Genomic DNA, 23,760 nt, shown 5'->3' on the forward strand with positions numbered 1-23,760 from the left:
CGCGCGTCAGTGGGTACCCGCGTCAGCGGGTACGCGCGTCAGCGCGGTGACGCAGCATCGGCAGCAGCGCCGCGGCCACGGTGAGGTGCAGCACGCAGAGCATGATTCGGGTGCCCGTGGTGGCCTGCTCGATGAAGATCGGGACAAAGGAGGCCAGCAGCACGGTGCCGGCCAGCACGCTCCAGATCACCCGCGCGTGCCGGGTGGTCCGCTCGAGCAACGCCAGAGCCCCCCAGCCGAGCAGCGCGAAGACCAGGCTGAAGACGGCGATCTCCGGCAGGATCAGCGGGTGCGACTGGGCCGCGCCCGGATCGGTGAGGGTGAAGTCCGTGCCGGCTGCCCGGGCGGCCAGGTAGAGCACGCTGTTCGCGACCACCGCGGCACCCACGCCAAGGGCGCGCTGCCGACGGCGCAGGGTCGCGGTGCTCCGGGCCTGGGCCGTCGAGTGGATCGGGGCGGTGGCCGTGCTTGTCATGGCGGTCATCTCAGGACTCCTTCGCTGCGGTGTCGGTGCTGGGGTTGACGCTCGGGTTGACGCTGGGGTGCAGGGCGAGCACCACCCGGTGCTCACGGCCGCCGGGGGCCTGGTCGTCGTGGTAGCGGCCGACGAGCTTGGCGACCGTTGCCGCCAACTCCTCGGCGAACGCGGCCCGGTCGCTCGCGGAAGCGAACCGGACGGTGGCGTCGACGGCGAAGGTCGCCACCGGCTTGCGGGCCCGCTCGGCACCGGTGATCAGCGCGCCGACGTCCTGCACCAGCCGGGCGGCGAGCGCGAGCAGCCACCGCGCCGAGAGCCGGTCGGGCGACTGGGACGGGTTGGGCCGCACGGCCGCGAGAGCCACCGGCGAGATCACGTACGACGCTGCGGTGGCCCGCATGACGCGCTCGGTGACGTTGCCCTTGCGGCGCTCCTCGACCAGCTCGATCAGGCCGTGCTGCTCAAGCGCCCGCAGGTGATAGTTGATCTTTTGGCGGGGCAGGCCGACCCGGGCGGCGAGCATCGTCGCCGAGGCCGGCTCGGCGAGCGCGGCGAGCAGGCGGGCCCGCGTCGGGTCCAGCGACGCCTCGGCCGCCGCCGGATCCTCGATCACTGCGATGTCGAACATGCCCCCACTTTGTCACCGACAACTTTTCTTGTCAAGACAACTCATGTTGTCGGCAGCAACTTCCCGGAAGTTGCTGCCTCCGACCCGCCGCAAGCAGCACTTTCCCGGAAATTGTCCGGATCTTGGCGGCCGAGACCCGGCCATGCTCAAGCTCGACCGCGACCCAGCGGCGGTCGGGCTGGGCCGATACCCGGTGCGATCGCGCCCGACCGAGGCCCGGCGCGATCGTGATCGGCCGAAGCCCGTCGTGATCGCGCTCGGCCGAAGCCCGGCGCGATCGTGATCGGCCGAGGCCCGGCGCGATCGTGATCGGCCGAGACCCGTCGTGATCGCGCTCGGCCGACACCCGGCGCGATCGCGCCCGACCGAGGCCCGGCGCGATCGTGATCGGCCGAGACCCCGTCGTGATCGCGCTCGATCCAGGATCTAGTGGCGTCAACGCCACGGCGATGCCACTGGATCCTGGATCGAGTACGGATCACGCCGACGAACCCGAGCACCACGTCTCGGATCGGGTTCGCAAGCCGCCGTCGGGCACCCTCGGCGTGCGGAGATGGTCCGGACAGGGCGGCGGGCGACGCGATGACCGGAATGCCCGTCCGCCGCGCACAAGTTGGCGAAACCTCGGACCGGCGGCCTTGCCCGGACGATCCGCGCAGGAGCGGGCGGAGCCTCGGACCGCCAGGCCCCCCGGACGATCCATGCAGAGGTTCGCCGGCCGGACGGGTGCTCGGACGATCCGCACTGAACCGACGATCACCGGTCGCCGGGTCGCCCGGTCGCCCGGTCGCCGAGTCGCCGGGTGGCCGAGTCGCCGAGTCGCCGAGTCACCGAGTCACCGAGTCACCGGTCGCCGAGAGCGTGGGGCGGGCCCGAACGCGGGCCAAAATGACGCGCAAAGTACCCGTTGCGTTACGAGCTTGTTTCCAAGATTACGTACAGGTTACGAGTTCTTCTGCTTGATCGATGTCGATCCTACGTTTCGGCCACCGTCATCAGCCGTGGCGGCCGGCACCGAACGTGGAGGCAACGACGTGCCACAACCGAACGCACATCGGCCCGGACGGACCAGACGCGGGGTCAGCATGCTGGCCACCCTCGCGCTGGCCGCAGCCGGCCTGACGAGCCTGCCGGGCAGCGCCGCAGCCGCCCCGGCCAGCAGCGGACCGACCGCCCGCTACCTGGTCCAGCTCGACGAGGAGCCGCTGGCCACCTACACCGGCGGCGTCCCCGGCATCGCGGCGACCAAGCCGACCCCCGGGGGGAAGCTGAACCGGGCCTCCGGCAGCGCCAACGCCTACCGGGAGCACCTGCGCCAGAAGCGCACGTCGGTGCTCGACGCTGTCGGCGTGCCGGCCGACCGTACCCGGGTCACCCTGGAGACCGCGTTCAACGGCTTCGCCGCCGATCTGACCGGCCCGCAGGCGGCCCGGCTACGCGCCACGAAGGGCGTACGGGCGGTGTACGAGAACCGCACGGTGCACGCCACCACCTCGCACACTCCGGACTACCTGGGCCTGACCGGCAAGGGTGGAGTGTGGAAGCAGGAGTTCGGCGGAGACTCGCACGCCGGCGAGGGCATCATCGTCGGGGTCATCGACAGTGGCTACTGGCCGGAGAGCGCGAGCTTCGCCCCGCTGCCCACTCCGCGTCCGGACCAGGCGATCATCGACGCCAAGTGGAAGGGCACCTGCGACGCCGGCACCGAGGCGCCGGTCACCTGCAACAACAAGGTGATCGGTGCGCGCTGGTACAACGACAGCGGAATCGCCGACGCCTTCCCGGACGACTACCTCTCGCCGCGTGACCGCAACGGTCACGGCACCCACACGGCCAGCACCGCCGCCGGTAACCACGGCGTTCCGGCGCAGCAGGCCGGCAAGGACCTCGGCAAGATCTCCGGCATGGCGCCGGCCGCCCGGCTGTCGATCTACAAGGCGCTGTACGACAACGGCGCCGGCTCCGCGAGCGGCAGCGAGATCGACATCGTGCACGCCATCGACGACGCGGTCGCCGATGGTGTCGACGTGATCAACTACTCGATCGGTGACGACAGCGAGTACTTCGGCGCGATCGACGCGACGTTCTTCAACGCCGCTGCCGCCGGGGTCTTCGTGTCCGCAGCCGCCGGCAACTCCGGCCCGTACGCCAACACCGTCGACAACTCCACCCCGTGGGTGACCACGGTGGCCGCGAGCACCACCGACCAGGAGAACAGCCGGAAGCTGACCCTCGGCAACGGCACCACCATCACCGGTGCGGGCATGGGTGACACCGGCGTCGGGTCGACGCGGCTGGTCTTCGCGAAGGACAGCGCGCTCGACCCGAACGACACGTACGGCGCCAACCTCTGCGCCGACGACACCCTGGACCCAGCCAAGGTCAAGGGCGCGATCGTGCTCTGCCTGCGGGGCGAGATCCCGCGTACCGACAAGAGCATCGAGGTGGCCCGGGCCGGCGGAGTCGGCATGGTGCTGTTCAACGACTCGCTGAACTCGCTCAACGCCGACGTGCAGACCGTCCCGACCGTGCACATCAACGAGGTCGACCTGGCCACGGTCACCGCGTACGTCGCGGCCGGCAACGCCACGGCGAGCATCTCGCCGAGCAAGCTGGAGATCGTCGACGCCCCCTCGGTCGCCGCGTTCTCCTCGGCCGGCCCGTCGAACCTCAACGCCGGTGAGCTGCTCAAGCCGGACATCAGCGCGCCCGGGCAGGACATCGTCGCCGCGTTCTCCCCGTCGCAGGGTGGCAACGACTTCGCCCTGGAGTCGGGTACGTCGATGGCGGCGCCACACATCGCCGGCCTCGCCGCCCTGCTGCTGGCCAAGCACCCCGACTGGTCGCCGGCGGCGGTCCGCTCGGCGCTGATGACCAGCGCGCAGGACACCACCGGCAAGGGCAAGCCGATCAAGATCGGCACGTACGACGCCACCCCGCTGAACTACGGAGCCGGGCAGGTCAAGCCGGGCAGCGCCTTCGACCCGGGCCTGGTCTACGACTCCAACGGGCAGGACTGGCTGCGCTATCTGTGCGGGGTCTCCGCCGACCGCGGCAGCGACTTCGGGCTCGGCGAGTTGGAGGGCTGCGACACGATCGGCGCCATCGACACCGCCCAGCTGAACTACCCGTCGATCGCGCTGGGCCGGATGGTCGGCAAGCAGAAGGTCACCCGGACCGTCACCAACGTCAGCGGCAGGACCAGCACCTACACCTCGTCGGTGCAGGCACCGAAGGGCTACAAGGTCAAGGTCACCCCGGCCAAGCTGACGGTTCGTGCCGGCCAGAGCGCCCGCTTCACGGTGGAGGTCACCAACACCGGCGCCGCGTTCGACACCTGGGCCGACGGCGCGTTGACCTGGCGCGACCAGTTCCACCACCAGGTGCGTACCCCGCTTGTCGTGCACAACTCCGGGCTGGTCGCGCCGGACGCCATCACCGGCACGGGCACCTTCGGCAGCGTCCGGATCGCCGCCGAGGTCGGCTACCAGGGTCAGCTGATCTCGCAGCTCTCCGGTCTGACCGCCGGCACCGCCAGCACGGTCACCCTGCACGGCGACGGCCCCTCCTGGGACTGGAGCTCGTCGAACAACCTGCCGGTGCCACTGCCGACGTCGATCAGCAAGACCACGCTGCACGTACCGGCCGGCACCCGTAGCCCGCAGATCCATGTGACGTCGGAGCGGCCCACCTGCTCGCACATCGACTGGGAGGACGAGGAGGGGGTGATGGAGTGCACGGAGTTCAGCCTCGACGTGTACGACACCACCGGTAAGTTCGTCACCGCGACGGCCAGCACCCGGATCGGCGCCAAGGTGACGCTGCCGGACGGCCCCGGCGACTACATCGTCGTCGTCGAGCAGGAGTTCACCGAGAACCTGCCAAAGGGGCACGAGGACAACGCGTACACCGTCACCACCTACCTGCCGGGCGCGCCGGGCACCTCCGTTGGCCGGACCGTCATCGACCCGAAGCAGCGCAGCGTACAGGCGGGCGCGACGGCGAATCTGACGCTGCGCTGGTTCGGGCTGGCCCCCGGACAGCGCTACGTCGGTGTGCTGGAGTTCCGCAACGGCAACGGTTCGCTCAAGACCGTGCCGGTCACCGTCCAGTCCTGACGGTGACACCAGGTCGACGGACCGGTGTGTGACTCAGGTCACCATCGGTCCGCCGGCCGGCCGTCCGTCGACGCAGGGGTGATCTGCTCGCCCCACGGTGATCGACGGCAGCGGGAACACGACGCGGGGCGGCGGGGGTTCATCTCCCGCCCGCCCCGCGCGCCTGCGCGGACCCGTCCAGTTCGTCGGACGTACGACGGAGCTTGCCCAGCTGCGCCGACTCACCGCGGCTCCTCCGTGCCTGGTCCTGCTGGAGGGTGAGCCCGGCATCGGCAAGAGCCGACTGGTGGCCGAACTGCTCGCCGAACTGCCCGGACGCCACCTCGTCGGCGAGTGCGACGACGTACCGGAACCGTTCCCGCTGGGCGTGCTGCTGGACGCCATCCGGGCGGGCGGCGACCGGCTCGGTCCACTCAGTCCGGTGGCCGGCGCCCTGGCACCACTGCTGCCCGAGCTCGCCGCCGCGCTGCCCGCCGTACCGCCGCCGCTGGCCGATCCAGCGGCCGAACGGCACCGGCTGCTCCGAGCGGTCGCCGCGGTCCTGACCGCGTTGAGCCCCGCCACGCTGCTGCTCGAGGACCTGCACTGGGCCGATCCGGCGACCTGCGAATTCGTCGGCTACCTGAGCACCCATCCGGTGGACGGACTCGCCGTGGTGCTGACCGCACGCGCACCGACGCCGGGCGGCAGTACGCCGATCCACGAGACGCTGGCGCGTACCCCGCCGGGGGCGATCGCCCGCGTACCGCTCGGCCCGCTCGACGCCGATGACGTACGCCGACTTGCCGCCCGGACGCTGCGACTGGACGAGCCGCCGCCACGGCTCACCGCCACCCTGCTGGAGCGCACCGCCGGCATCCCGTTCGTGGTCGAGGAGGTGCTGCGCACCCTCGCCGAACGGGGCGGCGACCCACTGGCCGACGACAGTGTCCCCTTCGTACTGCGGGACGTGCTGCTCTGGCGACTGCGCCCGCTCGACGAGGCCACCCGGGAGGTGCTCGGTGCGGCCGCCGTCCTGGGTCTGGCGCCGGACCAGCGCGTCCTCGCCGCCGTGCTCGGCACCGACCGGGCGACGGTGAGCACGGCGTTGGCCGCAGCCCACCGGGCGGGGCTGCTGCACGACGCCGACGACGGGCTGCGGTTCCGCCACGACCTGGCCCGACAGGTGGTGTACGACCTGGTGCCCCGGGAGACCCGAGAGTGGCTGCACCTGCGTGTCGCCCGGGTGTTGGAGCAGGAGTTGCCCCGCCCGGTGGCCCAGTTGGCGCACCACTACCGGCTGGCCGGCAGCGGCGCGGACTTCGTCCGCAACGCCGAGGCGGCCGCCGACCTGGCCACCGAGCGCGGCGACGACGCGACCGCCGCCAGCTTCCTGCTCCAGACCATGGACGTCGCCGAACTGCCCCGACCGGTCCGGGCACGGCTGGCCGGCAAACTCGGCCGGTCGGCCATCGACGGGCTCAGCCAGGCGGCGGCGATCCCCGTGCTGGAGCGGTTGTTGGCCGACCGGCGACTGCCCCCGGGAGCCCGGGGCGAACTGGGCCTGGTGCTCGGACGGATGCTGCGCCAGCAGGGCGAGGCACTGCGCGGGTACGCCGAGATCGAGCGTGCCGTGCAGTACCTGCGTGCGCCGCGTCGCCGGGCCCCGGCCCTCGCGGTGCTGGCGGCCCCGGACACGGTGGTCGGCCGGCACGTCGACGACCACCTGGCCCGGTGCGCCGAGGCGGAGGCCGCCGCGGCGGCCAGCGGCGACCCGGCGGCGCATCTCGCTGTCCGCATCGCCCGCGCCTCGCTGCTGCTGGAGCTGGGCGACCCGGCGGCCTGGGCGATCATCGCGGAGCTGCGTGCCTCCGCCGAGTTGGCCGACCGGCCCCGCGAGCATGCCCGCGCCTGCCTAAACTGGGCGCAGGGTGCGCTGCACGCAGGGCACCTGGACCAGGCCGCGGCGCTCCTCGATGCCGGCCGGGAACTGGTCGACGAGTCCGGCTACGAGCGGCTGGCCCCGCTGGTGGAGGCGACCGCGTTGTCGTTGGACCGGGCCGCCGGACGGTTGGACGGGCTGACCGGGCGGCTCACCCGGCTGGTGGCCGACGCCGGGCGGATGCCGGTCACCCTGCTCGACGCGCGCTCCGAGCTGGCCACGGTGCTGGCCCGCACCGCCTCCGACGACCAGGTGGAGACGGCGGAACGGGCACTGCGCGAGGTGGTGGCCGACGCCCGACGGGTCGGCGCGATCTGGCCGCTGGTGCAGGCGCTCTCGGCCCTGGCCCGGCTGACCCTGGCCGGGCAGCCGGACGAGGCCGTCCGGCACGCGACCGACGCGCTGACGCTGGTACGCGGCAAGGGCATCCTGGCGTGGGCCGCCGAGGCGGTCCTGGTGCTGGCCGAGGCCGCCGGGGCGGCGGGCGATCCGGCGCGGGCCGCGGCCGCGGTGGCCGAACTGGCGGCCGGTATCGAGGGCCGGGACGCGCCGCTAGCGCTGGCCGTCCTGCGCCGGTGCCGGGAACTCGTTCCGGCCTGAGCTGAGGTGGGTGGCGGGCCGCCGATGCGGCGGCCCGCCACCGGTGGATCACAGGACGATCTGGTGCACCCGATCGTCCACGCCGCGTACCGCCAGCCAGGCGCTGCCGTTGGCGCCGGCGGCGGCCCCCGGTGCGCCTCGGAACGCGTCGGTGGCGAACTCGCCACGGCGGAACCAACCGCCCCACGCGCCATCGGTGAAGTTGCGCTGCCAGAGCCGGTTGTCGGCGGCCAGCGCGAACAGGTAGACCCGCCCGGAGGTGGCCAGCAGGGTCGGGCTGCCGCTGGTGGTGCCGCCCAGGCTGGTCCAGGCCGACCAGGTGGTGCCGGTACGGCTGCGCCACCACACCTCGTCGGTCCGGCTGCGGACCGCCACGTGCAGCACCCCGGCGTCGTCGACGACCGCGCTCGGCCGACCGTAGATCGGCCGGTCCTCGGGTGCGCCGATCCCGGTCCAGCCGGTGTTCGGGGTGCGTGACCAGAGCTTGCCGTCGGCACCGCGCACGACGAGCGTCCATTGGGTCGGGCTGGTCCAGGCCACCGTGGGCCCGTCGGTCAGCGTGCCGCCGAGGCTGCGCCACGGTCGCCACGACCCGCCGATGTAGCTGCGCTGCCAGGCCGCGTTGTCGGTGCCCCGGACGAAGACGTCGAGCCGACCGTCCGGCGAGGCGTACGCCGCCGGTTGCCCGAGGATCTTGCCGCCGACCGGGCCGCCGAGCGAGGTCCAGCCGGTCCCCCACGTCGTACCGGTGCGGGTGTTCACCGCCAGTGCGCCCTGCGCGGTACGGACGAAGGCCGCGGCGTGGGTGTCGTCCACCCGGACCAGCGCCGGGCTGGCGCTGGCGGTGCCGCCGAGGCTGTCGCCGGCCACCTGGTCGGTGCCGGTCAGACCGAGCATGGCCACCCCGTGCGCCGCGACCTGGACGGTGTACGAGCCGGTGAACGGCTGGACGCCAGCGGTGCCCGGCTGCGCGTCGACGGTGCTACGGGACCACAGATCGCGGACCGCGACCGAGCCGCCGAGCGCGACGTCGGCGAAGTTGACGGTGATCTCCTGGGCGGTGTCGTGCCGGTTGAGCAGCGCGACGGCCCGCCGACCGGAGCCGGTGAGCACCTTGCTCCAGACCTGCGCGTCGACGCCGGTGTCGGCGACCTTGATGCCCTGCCGGACCAGCGGGTCCTGGTCCACCGCGATGATCTCCGGGTTGGTCAGCGCCGAGACCATCTCGCTCGGCAGGCCGCGCGGGTCGGAGCCGATCACCAGCGGCGCGGCCATGATGGCCCACATGCCGAGCTGCGTCTTGGACTCCTCCAGGCTCAGCTCGTACCCGCCGTCGGCCAGCGGGCGCATCGGCAGCAGGTAGTCCGGGTCGTTGTAGTGCCCCGGCCCGGTGGCCGCCGGGTGGTACGCGTTGACGTCCATGTTGCGCAGCACCCACGGGAACGCCCACTGCGGCGTCGGGTCGGTGAGCCCGACGTCGGTGTAGGTCCGCCACGAGTCGGCGACCGTGGGCGCGTAGGTGTAGCTCCAGGTGGAGAGCTGCTCCGGGGTGTACGGACCACCGCCCCAGTCGGAGCTGACCGGGTTGCAGATGTTGAGCAGCATCGGCCGCGGCGACCGGCGTACCGCGTCGGCCAGCTCGCGGAAGGTGGTCTCCGGGTCCAGGCCGGCGGCCCGGCCGCAGAGCCAGTCGGCCTTGAGCGCGTCGAAGCCCCAGCTGGCGAACAGGGCGATGTCGGCCTGGTAGTGGCCGTTGCTGCCCAGTCCGCACTGCCCCGGCAGGTACGGTCCGGCGTCGGTGTAGATGCCGGCCTTCAGTCCCTTGCTGTGGATGTACGCGGCCAGCGCGGTCATCCCGCCGGGGAACCGGGCCGGGTCGGCGACGAGCCGGCCGGCCTCGTCACGCGGGGTGGGCGCGGCCCAGTTCCCGTCGATCCAGACGTACGTGTAGCCGGCGTCTCGGAGGCCGCTGCTCACCAGGTAGTCGGTGACCGACCTGACCTCGGCCTCGGTGGGATCGCCACCGAGGCCGAAGTAGGTATTCCAGCCCTGATAGGGCGTCGGGGCGAGCCCGCTGTTGAAGTATGTCGGGGCCCCCTGGTCCTCCGCCCCGGTGGCGGCCGGGGCGTGACCGGGGCCACCGTGACCATGACCGGGGCCACCGTGGCCGACGGCCGGCGGCGGGCCGGCGTGCGGTGGACCGGCCTGGGCCGGCAGCGGGTTGACCAGGCCCAGGCCGAGCACGGCCAAAGCGACGGTCAGCGGACGGTTCAGGCGCATGGGGGGTACTCCTGTCCCTCGATGGTGGGGTGCGGTGGTGCTCCCGGCCTCAGTCGCGGTGCAGCACGATGAGGTCGGCGTCATGGGTCGGGCTCCACTGCACCGGCAGGCCGACCGCGCTCAGGTGGCTGCCGGAGTAGTGCTGGTCGCCGTGCCGGTAACGGGCGGCCGGGTCGAGCCCCCGCAGCGGCAGCCGGACCGGACGGGCCGGCAGCGAGCCGGCGCCGTCCAGCCGGCCGGTGTGCCAGGCCAGCACGACCACCCGACGCTCGTCCGGCGCGACGTACTGCACCGCGCAGCGAGCCTGGTCGGGGCCGCCGATGAGGTACGCCTCGCCGTGCGTGACGACGTCCCGGATCTCCTTGTAGCGGGCGATCCAGCCGGCGGCCTCGGACCGTTGGGCCGGAGTCCAGGCCCGGATGTCCGCGCCGATGCCGAGCACACCGGCCATCGCGAGCACGAACCGGAACGCCAGCGTCCGAGGGCGCTGGTCGAACAGGCCGGGCGCGTCGGTGACCCAGGAGCTGAGCAGGTGCGGGGCATTGGCGTGCAGGAAGCCGTGCTGGATAGCCAGTCGGTCCAGTGGGCCGGTGTTGTCGCTCGGCCAGAAGACGTCGGCCCGGGCGGCCATCGCCAGGTCGGTACGCGCACCTCCGCCGGCGCACGCCTCGATCAGCACGCCGGGGTGGTCCCGGCGCAGCCGCTCGTAGATCCGGTGCAGGTTGGCCACGTGGGCGCCGTCCAGATCCAGCGGCGCGACCCCGCCCGGCCGTCCCGGCTCGGTACGCGGACGGTTGAAGTCCCACTTCAGGTAGTCGATGTCGTACCGCCGGAGCAGCCCGTCCACGGTGGAGTGCACGAAGTCGGCGACCTCGGGCCGGCCCAGGTCGAGCAGGTACTGGTTACGCACCGGGGTGAGCGGGCGGCCATCGACGGCGTACACCCAGTCCGGATGCTCGGCGTAGAGCCGGGAGCGTGGGTTGACGCACTCCGGTTCGACCCAGAGCCCGAAGTTCAGCCCGAGCCCGCGGACCTCGGCGATGAACGCGTCGAACCCGGCCGGGAACTTGGCCGGATCGGGCGTCCAGTCACCCAGCCCGGCGGTGTCGTCGCCGCGGCCGACGAACCAGCCGTCGTCGACCACGAACGTTTCCACGCCCAGGTCCGCCGCGATCTTGGCGAGCGCCAACTGGCTCTCCGCCTCGACCGCGAAGTAGGTGGCCTCCCAGGAGTTGTAGAGCACCGGGCGAGGGGTGAGCCGCGTACCGGCGAGCAGGCGCTGATGGGTGTGCCAGACGCGGGCCAGACCGTCCAGCCCGTCCGGGCTGTAGGCACCGGTGACCACCGGCAGGGTCAGCCGGTCGCCGGGAGCCAACTCCAACGGGCCGTCGACCAGCTGACGACCCACGCGGAGCCGGGTCAGCCCGCCGGTGTCCCGTTCGGCGCTGATCTCCCACGAGCCGGTCCAGGCCAGCGCCACTCCCCAGGTCGGGCCGGCCGGCTCGGCGGTGTCCCGTACGGCCAACCAGGGCACGTGCAGGTGCCCGGGTACGCCCTGGGTGCTGCCGATGCTGAAGGTGCCGTGACCCAGCTCGACGTGAGAGAGCTGGAACTCCTGCGCCCACTGCCCCCACTGGTGGCTGAGCAGCGCGCCGTGCGGCGTCGGTACGCAGAACCCGGCCGACCCGGCCCGGACCACCCGCAGCGGGCCGGTGCCGGCGTTGGTCAGCTCGACCCACCGCTGCACCACGTCGGTCCCGACCGGCACCCGGTAGTGCACGGTGGCGCGCAGCCCGGTGACCGGGTCGGCGAAGCCGACGGCCAGTTCCCGCTGGTCGGCGTCGGCCAGCACGTCGGTGTGACCGAAACCCACCCGGCGCTGCCCGGCGGGGGTCTCCACCACCAGATCGGCGCCGGTGAACGGCCGGTCCGCGTCGGTGGCGTACTCGATCGGGGCGGCGTCACCGGTGGTGAGGAACGGCACCGGGCCGTCGTACGCGACCGGGGACGGCCCGTCGGAGACACCGTGCGGGCCCCACGCGACCAGCTCCAGCCAGCGCCCGTGCGCCGGGACGGTGACGGTGTACTCGGTGTGCGTGCCGCGCAACGTCCAGCGCTGCCCGGCCGTCGTCGGGGCGCTCACTTGACCGCTCCGAGCGCCAGGCCGGAGACGAAGTGCCGTTGGAAGCGCAGGAAGACGGCCACCGTGGGAACGGCCGCGATGACCGTACCGGCGGCGATGACGTTCCAGGACGAGACGAACTGCCCCTGGAGCCCGAGCAGCGCCGGGGTGACCGGCATGTGGTCGTCGGTACGCAGCACGGTGATCGCCCAGAGCAGGTCGTTGAAGATCCAGGTGAAGGAGAGCGCGCCGAGAGCGGCGAGCGCGGGTCGGGTCAGCGGCAGCATCACCCGGGTGAAGATCTGCGCCGGGCCGGCACCGTCGATCGTGGCCGCCTCCTGGATCTCGCCCGGCAGGTCCCGCATGAAGCCGTGCAGGACGAAGGTGTAGAAGCCGAGCCCGAAGCCGACCTGCACCGCGATCAACGCCCAGAGCGTGTCGTACAGGCCGGTCAGCTCGCTGAACTTGGCCACCGGGATCAGCAGGATCTGCGGTGGCAGCAGGTTGCCGGCGAGCATCAGCAGCAGGATGGTGCGCCGGCCGGGGATCCGGTAGCGGCTCAGTGCGAACGCGGCGACCGCGGCCAGCGCCAGGCTCAGCGCCACCGACGGGATGGTGACCAGCAGGCTGTTGACCAGGGCCCGTAGCTCGCCGCCGTCGGTCCACGCCTGCCGGTAGGTGTCCAGGGTGAACGACCGGGGCAGGCTGCCGACGCCGTGCGCGGCGATGTCGTCGAACGACCGGGTGGACATCACCACGACCCAGAGCACCGGTGCCAGCCAGAGCAGCGAGAGCAGGATCATGCCGGTGTGGAAGCCCCCGGTGCGGAGCTTGTTCATCACGCTTCCTCCCGGAACGCGCGCACGAGGTAGCCGAGGATGACCGCCAGCGCGAGCAGGAAGATCACCACTGCGATCGCGGAGGCGTAGCCCAGCCGCAGACTCTGGAACGCGGTCGAGTACATGTAGGTGCTGAGCAGCTCCGACGAGTGGTACGGCCCGCCCTTGGTGAGCGACCAGACGATGTCGAACGAGCGCAGCGAGTCGATCACGATGACCGAGAGCACCACCGCGTTGACCCCCCGGAGCTGCGGAATGGTCACGTGTCGCAGCCGCTGCCAGGAGTTGGCGCCGTCCATCCGGGCCGCCTCGTGCAGGGCTGGGTCGATCGCCTTGAGCCCGGCCAGGTACAGCACCATCACGTAGCCGATCTGCCGCCACAGCGCGGGCAGGATCACCGCGTACAGCGCGGTCTCCGGGTCGGCCAGCCAGGGCCGGATCAGCTGCTCCAGGCCGACGGCGCGCAGCAGCGTGTCGGCGACGCCGTCGGGCTGGTAGAAGACCCGCCAGACCAGCGCCGTCACCACCAGCGAGAAGACCACCGGGGTGAACAGCGCGGCCCGGTAGAAGCCGACCCCGCGCCGTTCCCGTTGCAGGACCAGCGCCATGCCGAAGCCGCCCAACACGGAGAGGCCGCCGAAGAGCACCAGCCAGATCACCGTGTTGAGCAGCGCGCCCCGGAAGGTGGCGTCACCGGCCAGCTCGACGTAGTTGTCGACGCCGACGAAGGCCGGCGGCGACATCCCGTCCCACTTGGTGAGGGAGAACCAGAAGCCCTGTAGCGCCGGCCAGAAGACCCAGACGCTCTCGACCGCGAACGGCACCAGGACGAACGCCACCAGCAGCGGCGACAGTCGGGCCGACCGTCGCCGCCGCCGGGTGGGGGTGACCGGAGTCGTGGAGATCGTTGCTGTCACGTCAGCCCTTGAAGACCTTCTCGGCGCTGGTCTGCCACTCCCGCAGGATCGCGTCGATCTGGTCCGGCTTGTCGATGAACTTGGTCAGCGCGGTGTCCGCGGTCGGCTGGAGCGCGTCGCTGGAGTCGCGGTTGAAGAACTGGGTCAGCTCCTTGGCCTCGTCCAGCATCGCCTTGCCCTTGACCACCAACGGTGAGTCGGATGCCTTGGCCCTGGGGTTGGCCGGCAGCACGATGCCGGAGCTGGCCTTGACGTACGCCTCCTGCGCCTCGACCGAGGCCAGGTAGCTGAGCAGGGCCTTGGTGCCGGTCGGGTTGGCGGTCTTCGCGCTGGCGAAGAAGCCGTCGGTCGGGGCCTCCTCGGCCAGCGGCACCGCCGGGTCGATGATCGGGAAGCGGAAGAAGTCCAGGTCGCCGAGGGCGTCCTTGGGTGCCGCGTCGGCGAAGAAGGTGCCGATCAGGAACATGCCGGTCTTGCCGGCCAGCAGCGCGGTGGTCGCCTCCTGGAACGGGTACGCCTTGCCCTTGGGGTCGAAGTAGGGCAGGGCCTCGCGCCAGCGGGTGAAGACCGCCTTGACCTTGGGGTCGTCGAAGCGCTGCTTGCCGGCGAGCAGCTCCCGGTGGAACTGGGCGCCGTTGATCCGGATGTTGAGGTAGTCGAACCAGGCCGAGGCCACCCACGGGGTGTCGCCGAGACCGATGCCGATCGGCGGGACGCCCTTGCTCTTCAGGGTCTCGCACAGCGCCAGGAACTCGGTCCAGGTCTTCGGCTCCTGCACGCCCCACTTGGCGAAGTTGGACTTGCGGTAGAAGAAGCCCCACCAGTAGTTGTTCATCGGCACGAAGATCTGCTTGCCGCTGGCGTCGGTGGAGAGGGTCCGCAGCGACTGGGGGTAGTCGCCCAGCGACTTCCAGACGTCGGAGACGTCCAGCAGCAGATTGCGTCCGGCGTAGTCGTTGGCGACCGAGCCCGCGTACCAGGTGTAGAGATCCGGCGGGTTGGCCGAGGTCAGGTAGGTCGGCAGCTGGGTCCGGAAGGTCTCCGAGGCGATCGTGTTGAGGCTCGCCGTGCCCTTGCCCTGCCCGTTGAAGTTCGAGATCAGCTTCTCCATCGCCGCCTTGGCCTGCGGCGAGGAGAGGTTGGACTGGATGGTGACCGCGCCGGAGCCCTTGCCCGTCGTCGGCCCGCTGGCGGAACTGGCGCACGCGCTGAGGAACGAGCTGGCGCCGACTGCGCCCAGGCCGGCGAGCCCGAGGTGGCCAAGGAATCGCCGGCGACCGGGGTCGAAGTCGCTCACGGAGGTGTCCTTCCTCTACGACACGTAGCGTCACGGCGCAATGTGTCGGCCATGTGAATGGTGTGACCAGAAGGTTGCATCGGCCCTCGCCGGCTGTCAAGATATCTTCGTAATTAATGATTAGATGAGACCAGGGCGAGGGTCAGATGGATCAGCCTGTGCGCCGACTTGAAGGCAAGAGCGCGCTGGTCACCGGCGCGATGGGCGGGATCGGTGCGGCCGTCGCGCGGCGGCTGGCCGCCGAGGGAGCAGCCGTCGCGCTGCTCGACGTGTCTGACCCGAGCCCCCTGGCCGAGGAGCTGAACGCGCAGGGCCACCGAGCACTGTCCGTAGTGGCGGACGTCAGCGAGGAGGACGACTGGGCCGCCGCCGTGACGGCGGTACGCAACAGTCTCGGCCCGGTGGACATCCTCGTCAGCAACGCGTACGCGGTGCAGGTCGCGCCGGCGCACGAGACCAGCCGGCAGTCCTGGGACCACCAGATCGGGGTCAACCTCACCGGCTCGTTCCTCGGCGTCCGGGCCTGCCTGGACGACCTTCGTGCCCGGGCCGGTGCCGTGGTGCTGGTGTCCTCGGTGCACGCGCTGGTTGGGCTGCCCGGCCGACCCGCGTACGCGGCGGCCAAGGGCGGTCTGGTCGCGCTCGGCCGCCAACTCGCGGTGGAATACGGCCCACAGGTACGGGTCAACACCGTGCTGCCCGGGCCGATCCTCACCGGCGCCTGGGCCGATGTCTCCGAAGAGGACCGTCAACGCAGCGTCGCGGAGACGGTGGCGAAGCGGTTCGGCACACCCGACGAGGTGGCGGCCACGGTGGCCTTCCTCGCCTCACCGGACGCCGCATTCGTCACCGGCGCGAGCCTGGTGGTGGACGGTGGCTGGACCGCGGTGAAAGCCTCGGCCTGAGAGATCGATCCCGACCAGCGAGAAGGCCAGGAGAGCATTGGCACAGTACGCACGCCGCGGCGTCCACGGGCAGACCGTCGAGGCCATCGCCCGTCGCATCCTCACCGGTGAGATCGCCGCCGGGGCGACCCTGAACATCGCCGCGTTGCAGGAGGAGTTCGACGTCAGCCTGACGGCGCTGCGCGAGGCGCTGAAGGTGCTCTCGGCCAAGGGCATCGTCGACGCCCGGCAGAAGCGCGGCACGTTCGTCCGCCCCCGGGCGGACTGGAACCTGCTCGACGGCGACGTGATCCGGTGGCAGTTCGCCGAGGGCGCCGACGAGCACCTCCTCGAAAAGCTGCACGAGGTACGCGCCATCATCGAGCCGGCCGCCGCGCGGCTGGCCGCCAGCCGGGCCACCGACGACGACGTGGCCGCCCTGGACCGGGCGCTGGCCGAGATGGCTGGGGCCAACGGCGACCCGGCGGCCGCCGTCGCCGCCGACCTCGCCTTCCACCGCGCCCTGCTCGCCGCCACCCACAACGAGCTGTTGGAGCGGATGGAGGTGGTGATGGAGACCGGGCTCGCCGAACGGGACCGGCTGGTGCACGGCGGCGCCGCGCACGACGACCCGGTACCCAGCCACCGCGCGGTGGTCGACGCGCTCCGGGCGCGGGACGAGACGGCGGCCGAGACCGCCATGCGTGAGTTGCTGGACAAGGCCGTCCGGGACGTCGAGAAGGCACGGGGACAGAGGGGCAGTCGGTGAAGATCGAGCGGATCGAGACCTTCCTGGTCGCGCCACGGTGGTTGTTCTGCCGGGTGGAGACCGACGACGGACTGGTCGGGTGGGGTGAACCGGTGGTGGAGGGGCGCGCCGAGGTGGTGCGCAGTGCCGTGGAGGTGCTCTCCGAGTATCTGATCGGTGCGGATCCACTGCGGATCGAGCAGCACTGGCAGGTGCTCACCAAGGGTGGCTTCTACCGTGGCGGCCCGGTGCTCTCCAGCGCGGTCGCCGGCCTCGACCAGGCACTCTGGGACATCGCCGGGCAGGCGTACGGTGCGCCGGTGCACGCGCTGCTCGGCGGCCCCGTACGCGATGAGGTCCGGATCTACTCCTGGATCGGCGGCGACGAGCCGGACGAGGTCGCCGACGCCGCCGCCGCGCAGGTCGCCGCCGGTCTCACCGGGGTCAAGATGAACGCCTGTGGGCGGCTCTCCCCCATCCCCACCTCCGCCGAGGTGGACGCCGTGATCGGTCGGGTCGCCGCCGCCCGCGAGGTGCTCGGCGCCGACCGGGACATCGCCCTGGACTTCCACGGTCGGGCCGGGCTGGCCGCGGTGCGCCGGATCCTGCCCGAGTTGGCCCCGCTGCGGCCGTTCTTCGTGGAGGAGCCGGTCCTGCCCGACCAGGCCCACCACCTGCGGGACATCGTCGCCGGCACACCGATCCCGGTGGCCACCGGCGAACGCCTCTACGGCCGCTCCGAGTTCCTCGGCCCGTTGCAGGCCGGGGTCGCCGTCGTCCAGCCGGACCTGTCGCACGCCGGCGGAATCTCCGAGGTCCGCCGGATCGCCGCGCTGGCCGAGACGTACGGCGCGCTGCTCGCCCCGCACTGCCCGCTCGGCCCGATCTCGCTGGCGGCCAGCCTCCAGGTGGCCTTCGCGACGCCGAACTTCCTGATCCAGGAGCAGAGCATCGGCATCCACTACCACGCCGGCTCCGAGTTGCTGGACTACGTGGTCGACCCGGAGCCGTTCCGGTTCGTGGACGGGCACATCGCCCGGTTCGACCGGCCGGGGCTGGGCATCACGGTGGACGAGGGCGCGGTCCGCAAGGCCGCCCGTACGCCGCACGCCTGGCGCAACCCGGTCTGGCAGCACCGCGACGGGTCGTTCGCCGAATGGTGACCGGGCCGGAGCCGGCGCCGCTGCGGGCGACGTACGACGCGGCGCACGGCGGCCGGTGGACCAGCCTGCACGGCGGCGGCCGGGAATGGCTCTGGCACGGCCCGGAGCCCGGCCGACACGAGGTACGCCCGGACGACGCCTTCGTCGACGCCGGCGGGCTGGAGGAGTGCCTGCCCACGGTGCGCGGCCGACCGGACCACGGCGAGGTCTGGTCCCGGCCGTGGCGGGTGGCCGGCACCGGCACCGGCGTCATCGAGCGCCCCGACTTCACGCTGACCAGGCGGATCAGCGACCAGGCCGGCGCGGTGGTGGCCGACTACCTGCTCGCCGCCGCACCCGGTCATCGCTTCGTCTGGGCGGCGCACGCCCTGCTCGACCTGTCCCCGGCGGCCCGGCTGGACGCGTCCGCCGGCACGCCGACCCGGCTGCATCCGGAGGCCGCCGTACTCCTGCCGCCGGGCAGCTGGCCCACCGACCAGCCCTGGCTGACCGGGCCATGGCCGGCCCCGGCCGGGCTGACGCTGGACACCTTCGGCCCGGACGACGGGACGGCACTCGGGGCGGTGCTGCTCGACTGTCCCCGGGTACGGGTGATCGACGGTGCCGACCGGTTGACCCTGGAGCTGGAGTGCGCCGACCAGCCCCGGAGCACCGCGCTCTGGCGCAACCTGGGCGGCTGGCCGACCGCCGCCCCCTACCGCAGCGTCGGTGTCGAGCCGATGCTCGGCGCCGCCTTCGACCTGGCCGACGCCGGCCCGGCCGACGCGGCAGTGGTCCCACCCGCCGGCGAGGTCGCCTGGCGGCTTATCATCTCCGCCCACCGCTTCCACTGAGGACGCCCGCGATGAACCTGCTCGACGAGCTGCGTACCCACCGACTGCTGGCCATCGTGCGCGGCCCCGACCCGGCCGCGGCGCTGACCGCGGTGCTCACCCTCGCCGAGAGCGGCGTCGCGCTGGTGGAGGTCTCGCTGACCAGCACGGATGCACTCGGCATCATCCGCAGTGCCCGGGCCGCGCTCGGGCCGGACTTCGCCCTGGGCGCGGGCACCGTACTCAGCGTCGGGGACGCCCGGGCGGCGGCCGACGCCGGTGCCGGCTTCCTGGTCACCCCGGCGCTGGCACCGAGCCTCGCCGAGGCCGGCAATCTCGGGCTGCCGGTGCTCGCCGGCGCGCTGACCCCCACCGAGGTGGTGCAGGCCAGCAGTGGCGGGGCCACCGCGGTCAAGCTCTTCCCGGCCTCCCTCGGCGGGCCCGACTATCTCGGCGCGCTGCGCGACCCGTTCCCCGGCACCGCCTTCGTACCGGTCGGCGGCGTCGACGCGGACAGCGCGCGGCGTTACCTCGACCGGGGAGCGGTCGCGGTCGGCGTCGGATCCCCGCTGCTGGGCGACGCCGTCCGGGGCGGCGACCCGGCGGGCCTGCGCGAACGTGCCGCCGGCTTCCTCGCGGCGGTCGCGCCGTGACCGACCTGCTGACCCTCGGCGAGACGATGGCGGCCTTCCGCACCACCGGTCCGCTGCGGCTGGGCGGCACCGCCGGCATCTCGGTCGCCGGGTCCGAGTCGACGGTGGCGATCGGGTTGGCCCGGCTCGGCCACCGGGCCGCCTGGGTCGGGGTGACCGGCGCCGACGAGCCCGGCGAGCTGATCCGCCGTACGCTGCGCGCCGAGGGTGTCGACCTGACCTGGTCCCGGGTCGACGCGGCGGCTCCGACCGGGCTGATCCTCTTCGAGTCCCGGGTCGCCGACATCAACCGGGTTACCTACCACCGCGCCGGATCGGCCGGCTCAAGGCTGCGCCCGGCCGACGTGAACCGCGCCTTCGACGCACCCGGGCCACCACCCCGCCTGGTGCACGTCACCGGCATCACCTGCGCGCTGGGCGCCGAGCCGTACCAGGCGGTGGTGGCGGCGGTACGGCTCGCCCGAGCGGCGGGCAGCACGGTCTGCCTGGACGTCAACCACCGGCACCGGCTCTGGTCGATCGCCGACGCCGCCACGGCACTGCGGCCGCTGCTGCCCTCGATCGACCTGGTGGTGGCGTCCGACGACGAGCTGGCCGTACTGACCGACGCGGCCGACCCGGTCGAGGCACTGCGCGCGGCCGGCGTGACCGAGGTCGTCGTGAAGCACGGGGCCGACGGCGCGACCAGCCACAGCGCGTTCGGCACGGTGCACCGCCCGGCGCGCACGGTGCCGGTGGTGGACACCGTCGGTGCCGGCGACGCGTTCGTGGCCGGGCTGCTCTCCGGCTGGCTCGACGGCGCCGACGTGCCGGCTCGGCTGGACCGGGCGGTCACCACCGGCGCGTTCGCGGTGGCCACCCGGGGCGACTGGGAGGGCCTGCCCGACCGGGCCGAGCTGGCACTGCTCGACCACGGGCCCGGCGGCACCGTGCGCTGACCGCCGGGCTGACAACTCTGGGAGGAGCGAGATGGAGCTGACCGAACCCACCGTGTGGAGCGGGGACCGTCTGGAGCTCGGCGAGGGGCTGCGCTGGGTGGGCGACCGGCTGGTCCTGGTCGACCTGCTGGCCGGGCGCCTGTTGGAGACCGATGGCGACCGGCCGGGCCCGCTGCGCGAGACGCGCCGGCTGGACGTCCCATTGGGCGCGGTCGCACCGGTGGCCGGGAGTCCCGGCGACTGGCTGGCCGCCGCCGGGACCGGCGTCGCCCTGCTGCCCGCCCACGGTGAGCCCCGGCCGGTCGCCGAGCTGGTCGCCGACGATCCCGAGCCGGCTCGGATGAACGACGCGGTCGCCGATCCGCACGGCCGGTTCTGGGCCGGCAGCATGACGTACGCCGGGGTGCCCGGCGGCGGCACGCTGTACCGGCTGGCTCCGGGCGCGGCACCGGTGCCGGCGGTGACCGGGCTGACCGTGCCGAACGGTCCGGCGTTCGATGCCCCCGGCACCACCATGTACCTGGCCGACTCGCCGCGCGGCGAGGTCGACCGGTTCACCGTCGACCCCCGCACCGGGGAACTGCTCGGACGGGAGCCGTTCCTGCGGCTGCCCGCCGCCGACGGTGGCCCGGACGGCATGACGGTCGACGCGGCCGGTCACCTCTGGGTCGCGCTGTGGGGCGGCTCTGCGGTACGCCGCTACCGGCCGGACGGCACGCTGGACCGGGAGATCCGGCTACCGGCCAGGCAACCGGCCGGCATCTGTCTCGGGGGCCCCGACCTGCGCCGGCTCTTCGTCGGCACCGCCCGGCACGGGCTGTCGCCGGCCGGACCGGCGGACGGCGCGCTGTTCGCGGTGGACGTCCCGGTCCCCGGTCTGCCGATCGCGTACGCCTTCGCCAGCTGAACGGAGGCATGGCGGCTCGGCCGGCGGGTAGCCCGTCAGGTGGCCGACTGGAGAGAGGTGTTCGTCCCGGACACTCCGCTGCTGGAGATCGCGATCCGGGGCAGCGTCATGTACCTCGCGCTCTTCGCTCTCCTGCGGCTCATCCTCAAGCGGGAGAGCGGCACCACCGGTGTCACCGACCTGCTGGTGATCGTGCTGCTCGCGGACGCGGCGCAGAACGGCCTGTCGGGCGGCTACACCTCGGTCACCGACGGGGTGCTGCTGGTCGGGGTGATCATCGGCTGGTCGTACCTGCTGAACGCCGTCGCCTACCGCTGGCACGTCGTCGCCCGGCTGATCCGGCCGGAGTCGCTGGTGCTGATGCGGGACGGGCAGATCATGCGCCGCAACATGCGTCGAGAGTTGATCACCAACGAGGAGCTGCACACTCTGCTGCGCGAGCAGGGTGTCGCCGACCTCGCGGACGTCCGTGAGGTGCGGATGGAGGCCGACGGACGGTTCAGCGTCACCACCCGTACGCCCGGCCGGTCCCGCACCGACCGGGACGCGGGCGGCCTGGGCTGACGACCCGTCCCGCCAGCGCGGGTCAGCCGGTCGGCAGGGCCCGGGCCAGCAGGTCGAACAGGGCCGTCCAGTGCCGCTCGGTGGCCCTCTCGTCGTAGGCCGCGGTGTCGGCCATGGTGAAGCCGTGGTGCGCGCCCTCGTACACCTCGGAGCCGTAGCGCACGCCGGCGGCGTCGAGCGCCTTCTCCAACGTCGCGATCTGCTCGGCCGTCATCGACTGGTCCGCATCGGCGTGCCCGAAGTACACCTCACCGGTGATCGAGCCGACGCCCAGGTGCGGGCTGTCCGGCGCGTCGGTGACGATCCGGCCGCCGTGGAAGCTGGCCACCGCGGCGATCCGGTCCGGGTGCGCCTCGATGGCCCGCAGCGCGTTCGTCCCGCCCATGCAGTAGCCGGTGATCGCGACCGGGCCGGGCCGGACGTCGTCGCGAGCGGCCAGGAAGTCCAGGTACGCGGCGGTGTCCCGGCTGATCACGTCGGCCGTCAGCGACCCGATCAGCGGCATGATCTTCTCGAAGATCGCGCCGCGCTGGGCCGGATCAGCGAGCCCGGACAGGTCGAACAGCGGTGCCCGGCCGGCCCGGTGGAACAGGTTGGGAATCAGCACGAGGTAGCCCTGAGCGGCGATCCGCTCGGCCATCTCCACCAGGCGCGGGCGCAGGCCGAAGGCGTCCTGGAAGAGCAGGACCGCCGGAAACGGACCGTCGCCGTCCGGCCGGGTGAGGCGCGCGTCCGCTATCCCGTCGTCGGTCGGGATGTCCACCGTCGTCGTCTGCACCAGGTTCTCCTCGTACGCCAGTCGTTGGTCCGTCCGGAACGCTACCCGCCGCGCCGGCGACCCCCGCCGCAAGACCGGACCGGGACCGCGTGAACGGGGCGTGAAGAATCGACCGTGGCCCGTCAGAACGGCGTATCGACGGGTGATCCGCCGACATGGTGCGGCGACGATGGGCCGATGAGCCCTTGGCGGATGACGCGCTGGGAGCGGGGAGACCTGTCGCCCGGCATCGACACACCGCCGGCCTGGGACGGCGCACCATCGGTGCGTGACGGCAGCGCCGGTGAGCCTGCGGAACCACGCGCGACCAGGACGGCCGAGCCCGAACGACGGCACGAGGCGCTGGTCAGCGTCCGGCTCGGCCCGTCGGCACCCGGCAGTCACCTGGTGGAGTACCTGCGGCACGAGCCCTGTGCGGTCGCCGCGTGGTGGATCGCCGCCGACGTCGACGCCGTGGTGCGGCTCTCCGCCGACAGCATGACCGTGCTGCACCGCGCCGTGGCGGATCTGCGCCGCCGCGCCGGAGTGGAAGTGGTGGTCGCACACTCCATCCTCCGTGCGCTCGACCTGACCACGCCGGCCGCGCCGGCGTGGGTCGCGCCCGCAGCATGAGCCGCCCGTGCACCGCCCCACGGATCGTGGTGGGCGTCGACCGGTCGTTCGCCGGCATGCAGGCGTTGCGCCGCGCCGTCCAGTTGGCCCGCCGCGAGCACGCCCAACTGGACGCGGTACGCGCCTGGGTCTTCGCACCGACGTGGCGGCCCGGCACGCTGACCTGGCGCTGGCAGGACGAGTGCGACCGGGCTGCCCAGGTCTATCTGAAGGGCGTCTTCGACGCGGCGCTCGGTGGGCTGCCCCGGGACGTGGCCGTACGACTGGTGGTGACGCAGGGCTACGCCGGTCAGGTGCTGGTCGACCACGCACACCGGGACTCCGACCTGCTCGTCGTCGGCAGCCCGGAACGCGGCCGGTTCGGCAGCTCACACGGCCACGTCACCCGGTACTGCGTGACCCGGGCGGCCGTACCGGTCGTCGCGGTGCCGGCGCCGTCCTGGGCCCGGGCCGCGGCGATCCGCCGCTTCTCCCGCGACCTCGAACGGTTCAGCCGGTGAC

20 protein-coding genes are annotated in these 23,760 nt (G+C 72.6%); 12 read left to right on the top strand and 8 right to left on the bottom strand.

Translation table 11 applies throughout. The features are described from left to right. Nucleotides 1-22 precede the first annotated feature (22 nt). Together ACFQGL_RS11140 and ACFQGL_RS11145 are read right to left on the bottom strand one after the other, a co-directional pair. Nucleotides 23-484, bottom strand: coding sequence for a DUF6069 family protein (locus ACFQGL_RS11140; RefSeq protein WP_377509440.1), 462 nt, complete (start codon nucleotides 482-484; stop codon nucleotides 23-25). A 1-nt stretch (nucleotide 485) separates the two neighbouring features. Next, the gene (locus ACFQGL_RS11145) at nucleotides 486-1,106 is read right to left on the bottom strand and encodes an ArsR/SmtB family transcription factor (protein WP_377509443.1); all 621 of its coding nucleotides are present in this window, start codon (nucleotides 1,104-1,106) and stop codon (nucleotides 486-488) included. A 1,085-nt stretch (nucleotides 1,107-2,191) separates the two neighbouring features. Here ACFQGL_RS11145 and ACFQGL_RS11150 point away from each other — a divergent pair. After that, nucleotides 2,192-5,224 (top strand): S8 family peptidase, encoded by a 3,033-nt coding sequence (locus tag ACFQGL_RS11150; protein ID WP_377509446.1) that lies wholly within the window; start codon nucleotides 2,192-2,194, stop codon nucleotides 5,222-5,224. A 97-nt stretch (nucleotides 5,225-5,321) separates the two neighbouring features. After that, on the top strand, nucleotides 5,322-7,745 hold the full coding sequence (locus ACFQGL_RS11155; RefSeq protein WP_377509449.1) for an ATP-binding protein: 2,424 nt from the start codon (nucleotides 5,322-5,324) through the stop codon (nucleotides 7,743-7,745). 48 nt (nucleotides 7,746-7,793) lie between these two features. On the opposite strand, the gene ACFQGL_RS11160 is transcribed toward ACFQGL_RS11155, so the two are convergent. The 5 genes from ACFQGL_RS11160 to ACFQGL_RS11180 are packed head-to-tail and all read right to left on the bottom strand — an operon-like array spanning nucleotide 7,794 to nucleotide 15,200. Continuing rightward, entirely contained in the window at nucleotides 7,794-10,025 is a 2,232-nt protein-coding gene (locus tag ACFQGL_RS11160) for a DUF8189 domain-containing protein (RefSeq protein ID WP_377509452.1), read from the bottom strand. Nucleotides 10,026-10,074: 49 nt separating this feature from the next. Next, complete coding sequence (locus ACFQGL_RS11165; protein WP_377509455.1) at nucleotides 10,075-12,168, bottom strand: alpha-galactosidase; 2,094 nt, start codon at nucleotides 12,166-12,168, stop codon at nucleotides 10,075-10,077. Continuing rightward, nucleotides 12,165-12,986, bottom strand: a complete 822-nt coding sequence (locus ACFQGL_RS11170) for a carbohydrate ABC transporter permease (protein WP_377509458.1) — start codon at nucleotides 12,984-12,986, stop codon at nucleotides 12,165-12,167. The genes ACFQGL_RS11165 and ACFQGL_RS11170 overlap by 4 nt, the downstream gene beginning before the upstream one ends. Continuing rightward, entirely contained in the window at nucleotides 12,986-13,903 is a 918-nt protein-coding gene (locus ACFQGL_RS11175) for a carbohydrate ABC transporter permease (protein WP_377509461.1), read from the bottom strand. Before ACFQGL_RS11175 ends, ACFQGL_RS11170 begins: the two co-directional genes overlap by 1 nt. A 1-nt stretch (nucleotide 13,904) precedes the next feature. Continuing rightward, complete coding sequence (locus ACFQGL_RS11180) at nucleotides 13,905-15,200, bottom strand: ABC transporter substrate-binding protein (RefSeq protein WP_377509464.1); 1,296 nt, start codon at nucleotides 15,198-15,200, stop codon at nucleotides 13,905-13,907. A 146-nt stretch (nucleotides 15,201-15,346) separates the two neighbouring features. Between ACFQGL_RS11180 and ACFQGL_RS11185 the strand changes: the two genes are divergently transcribed. From ACFQGL_RS11185 to ACFQGL_RS11220, 8 genes are read left to right on the top strand one after another with little or no spacing between them, the layout of a single operon-like run. Then, nucleotides 15,347-16,105, top strand: coding sequence for an SDR family NAD(P)-dependent oxidoreductase (locus ACFQGL_RS11185; protein WP_377509467.1), 759 nt, complete (start codon nucleotides 15,347-15,349; stop codon nucleotides 16,103-16,105). Nucleotides 16,106-16,142: 37 nt separating this feature from the next. Continuing rightward, nucleotides 16,143-16,853 (top strand): FadR/GntR family transcriptional regulator, encoded by a 711-nt coding sequence (locus tag ACFQGL_RS11190; RefSeq protein ID WP_377509470.1) that lies wholly within the window; start codon nucleotides 16,143-16,145, stop codon nucleotides 16,851-16,853. After that, the gene (dgoD, locus tag ACFQGL_RS11195) at nucleotides 16,850-17,995 is read left to right on the top strand and encodes a galactonate dehydratase (protein ID WP_377509473.1); all 1,146 of its coding nucleotides are present in this window, start codon (nucleotides 16,850-16,852) and stop codon (nucleotides 17,993-17,995) included. The genes ACFQGL_RS11190 and dgoD overlap by 4 nt, the downstream gene beginning before the upstream one ends. Next, nucleotides 17,989-18,828, top strand: coding sequence for an aldose epimerase family protein (locus ACFQGL_RS11200; protein WP_377509476.1), 840 nt, complete (start codon nucleotides 17,989-17,991; stop codon nucleotides 18,826-18,828). Before dgoD ends, ACFQGL_RS11200 begins: the two co-directional genes overlap by 7 nt. Nucleotides 18,829-18,839: 11 nt before the next feature. Continuing rightward, on the top strand, nucleotides 18,840-19,460 hold the full coding sequence (locus ACFQGL_RS11205) for a bifunctional 4-hydroxy-2-oxoglutarate aldolase/2-dehydro-3-deoxy-phosphogluconate aldolase (protein WP_377509479.1): 621 nt from the start codon (nucleotides 18,840-18,842) through the stop codon (nucleotides 19,458-19,460). Beyond that, nucleotides 19,457-20,398, top strand: a complete 942-nt coding sequence (locus tag ACFQGL_RS11210) for a sugar kinase (protein WP_377509482.1) — start codon at nucleotides 19,457-19,459, stop codon at nucleotides 20,396-20,398. Before ACFQGL_RS11205 ends, ACFQGL_RS11210 begins: the two co-directional genes overlap by 4 nt. 31 nt (nucleotides 20,399-20,429) lie before the next feature. Next, the gene (locus ACFQGL_RS11215) at nucleotides 20,430-21,305 is read left to right on the top strand and encodes an SMP-30/gluconolactonase/LRE family protein (protein ID WP_377509485.1); all 876 of its coding nucleotides are present in this window, start codon (nucleotides 20,430-20,432) and stop codon (nucleotides 21,303-21,305) included. 39 nt (nucleotides 21,306-21,344) lie between these two features. Further along, nucleotides 21,345-21,869 (top strand): DUF421 domain-containing protein, encoded by a 525-nt coding sequence (locus ACFQGL_RS11220; RefSeq protein WP_377509488.1) that lies wholly within the window; start codon nucleotides 21,345-21,347, stop codon nucleotides 21,867-21,869. Between the two features lie 22 nt (nucleotides 21,870-21,891). Here ACFQGL_RS11220 and ACFQGL_RS11225 read toward each other — a convergent pair whose 3' ends face one another. Continuing rightward, complete coding sequence (locus tag ACFQGL_RS11225; RefSeq protein ID WP_377509491.1) at nucleotides 21,892-22,647, bottom strand: dienelactone hydrolase family protein; 756 nt, start codon at nucleotides 22,645-22,647, stop codon at nucleotides 21,892-21,894. 177 nt (nucleotides 22,648-22,824) lie between these two features. Here ACFQGL_RS11225 and ACFQGL_RS11230 point away from each other — a divergent pair, with 177 nt between their 5' ends. Beyond that, nucleotides 22,825-23,259 carry a hypothetical protein gene (locus tag ACFQGL_RS11230; RefSeq protein WP_377509494.1) on the top strand — a complete coding sequence of 145 codons (435 nt, stop codon included), beginning with the start codon at nucleotides 22,825-22,827 and terminating at the stop codon, nucleotides 23,257-23,259. After that, a complete protein-coding gene (locus ACFQGL_RS11235; protein ID WP_377509497.1) occupies nucleotides 23,256-23,759 on the top strand; it encodes a universal stress protein in 504 nt (167 codons plus the stop codon). The genes ACFQGL_RS11230 and ACFQGL_RS11235 overlap by 4 nt, the downstream gene beginning before the upstream one ends. Nucleotide 23,760: the final 1 nt, after the last annotated feature.

The organism is Micromonospora vulcania, assembly GCF_042658605.1.
Taxonomy (GTDB): Bacteria; Actinomycetota; Actinomycetes; order Mycobacteriales; family Micromonosporaceae; genus Micromonospora; species Micromonospora vulcania.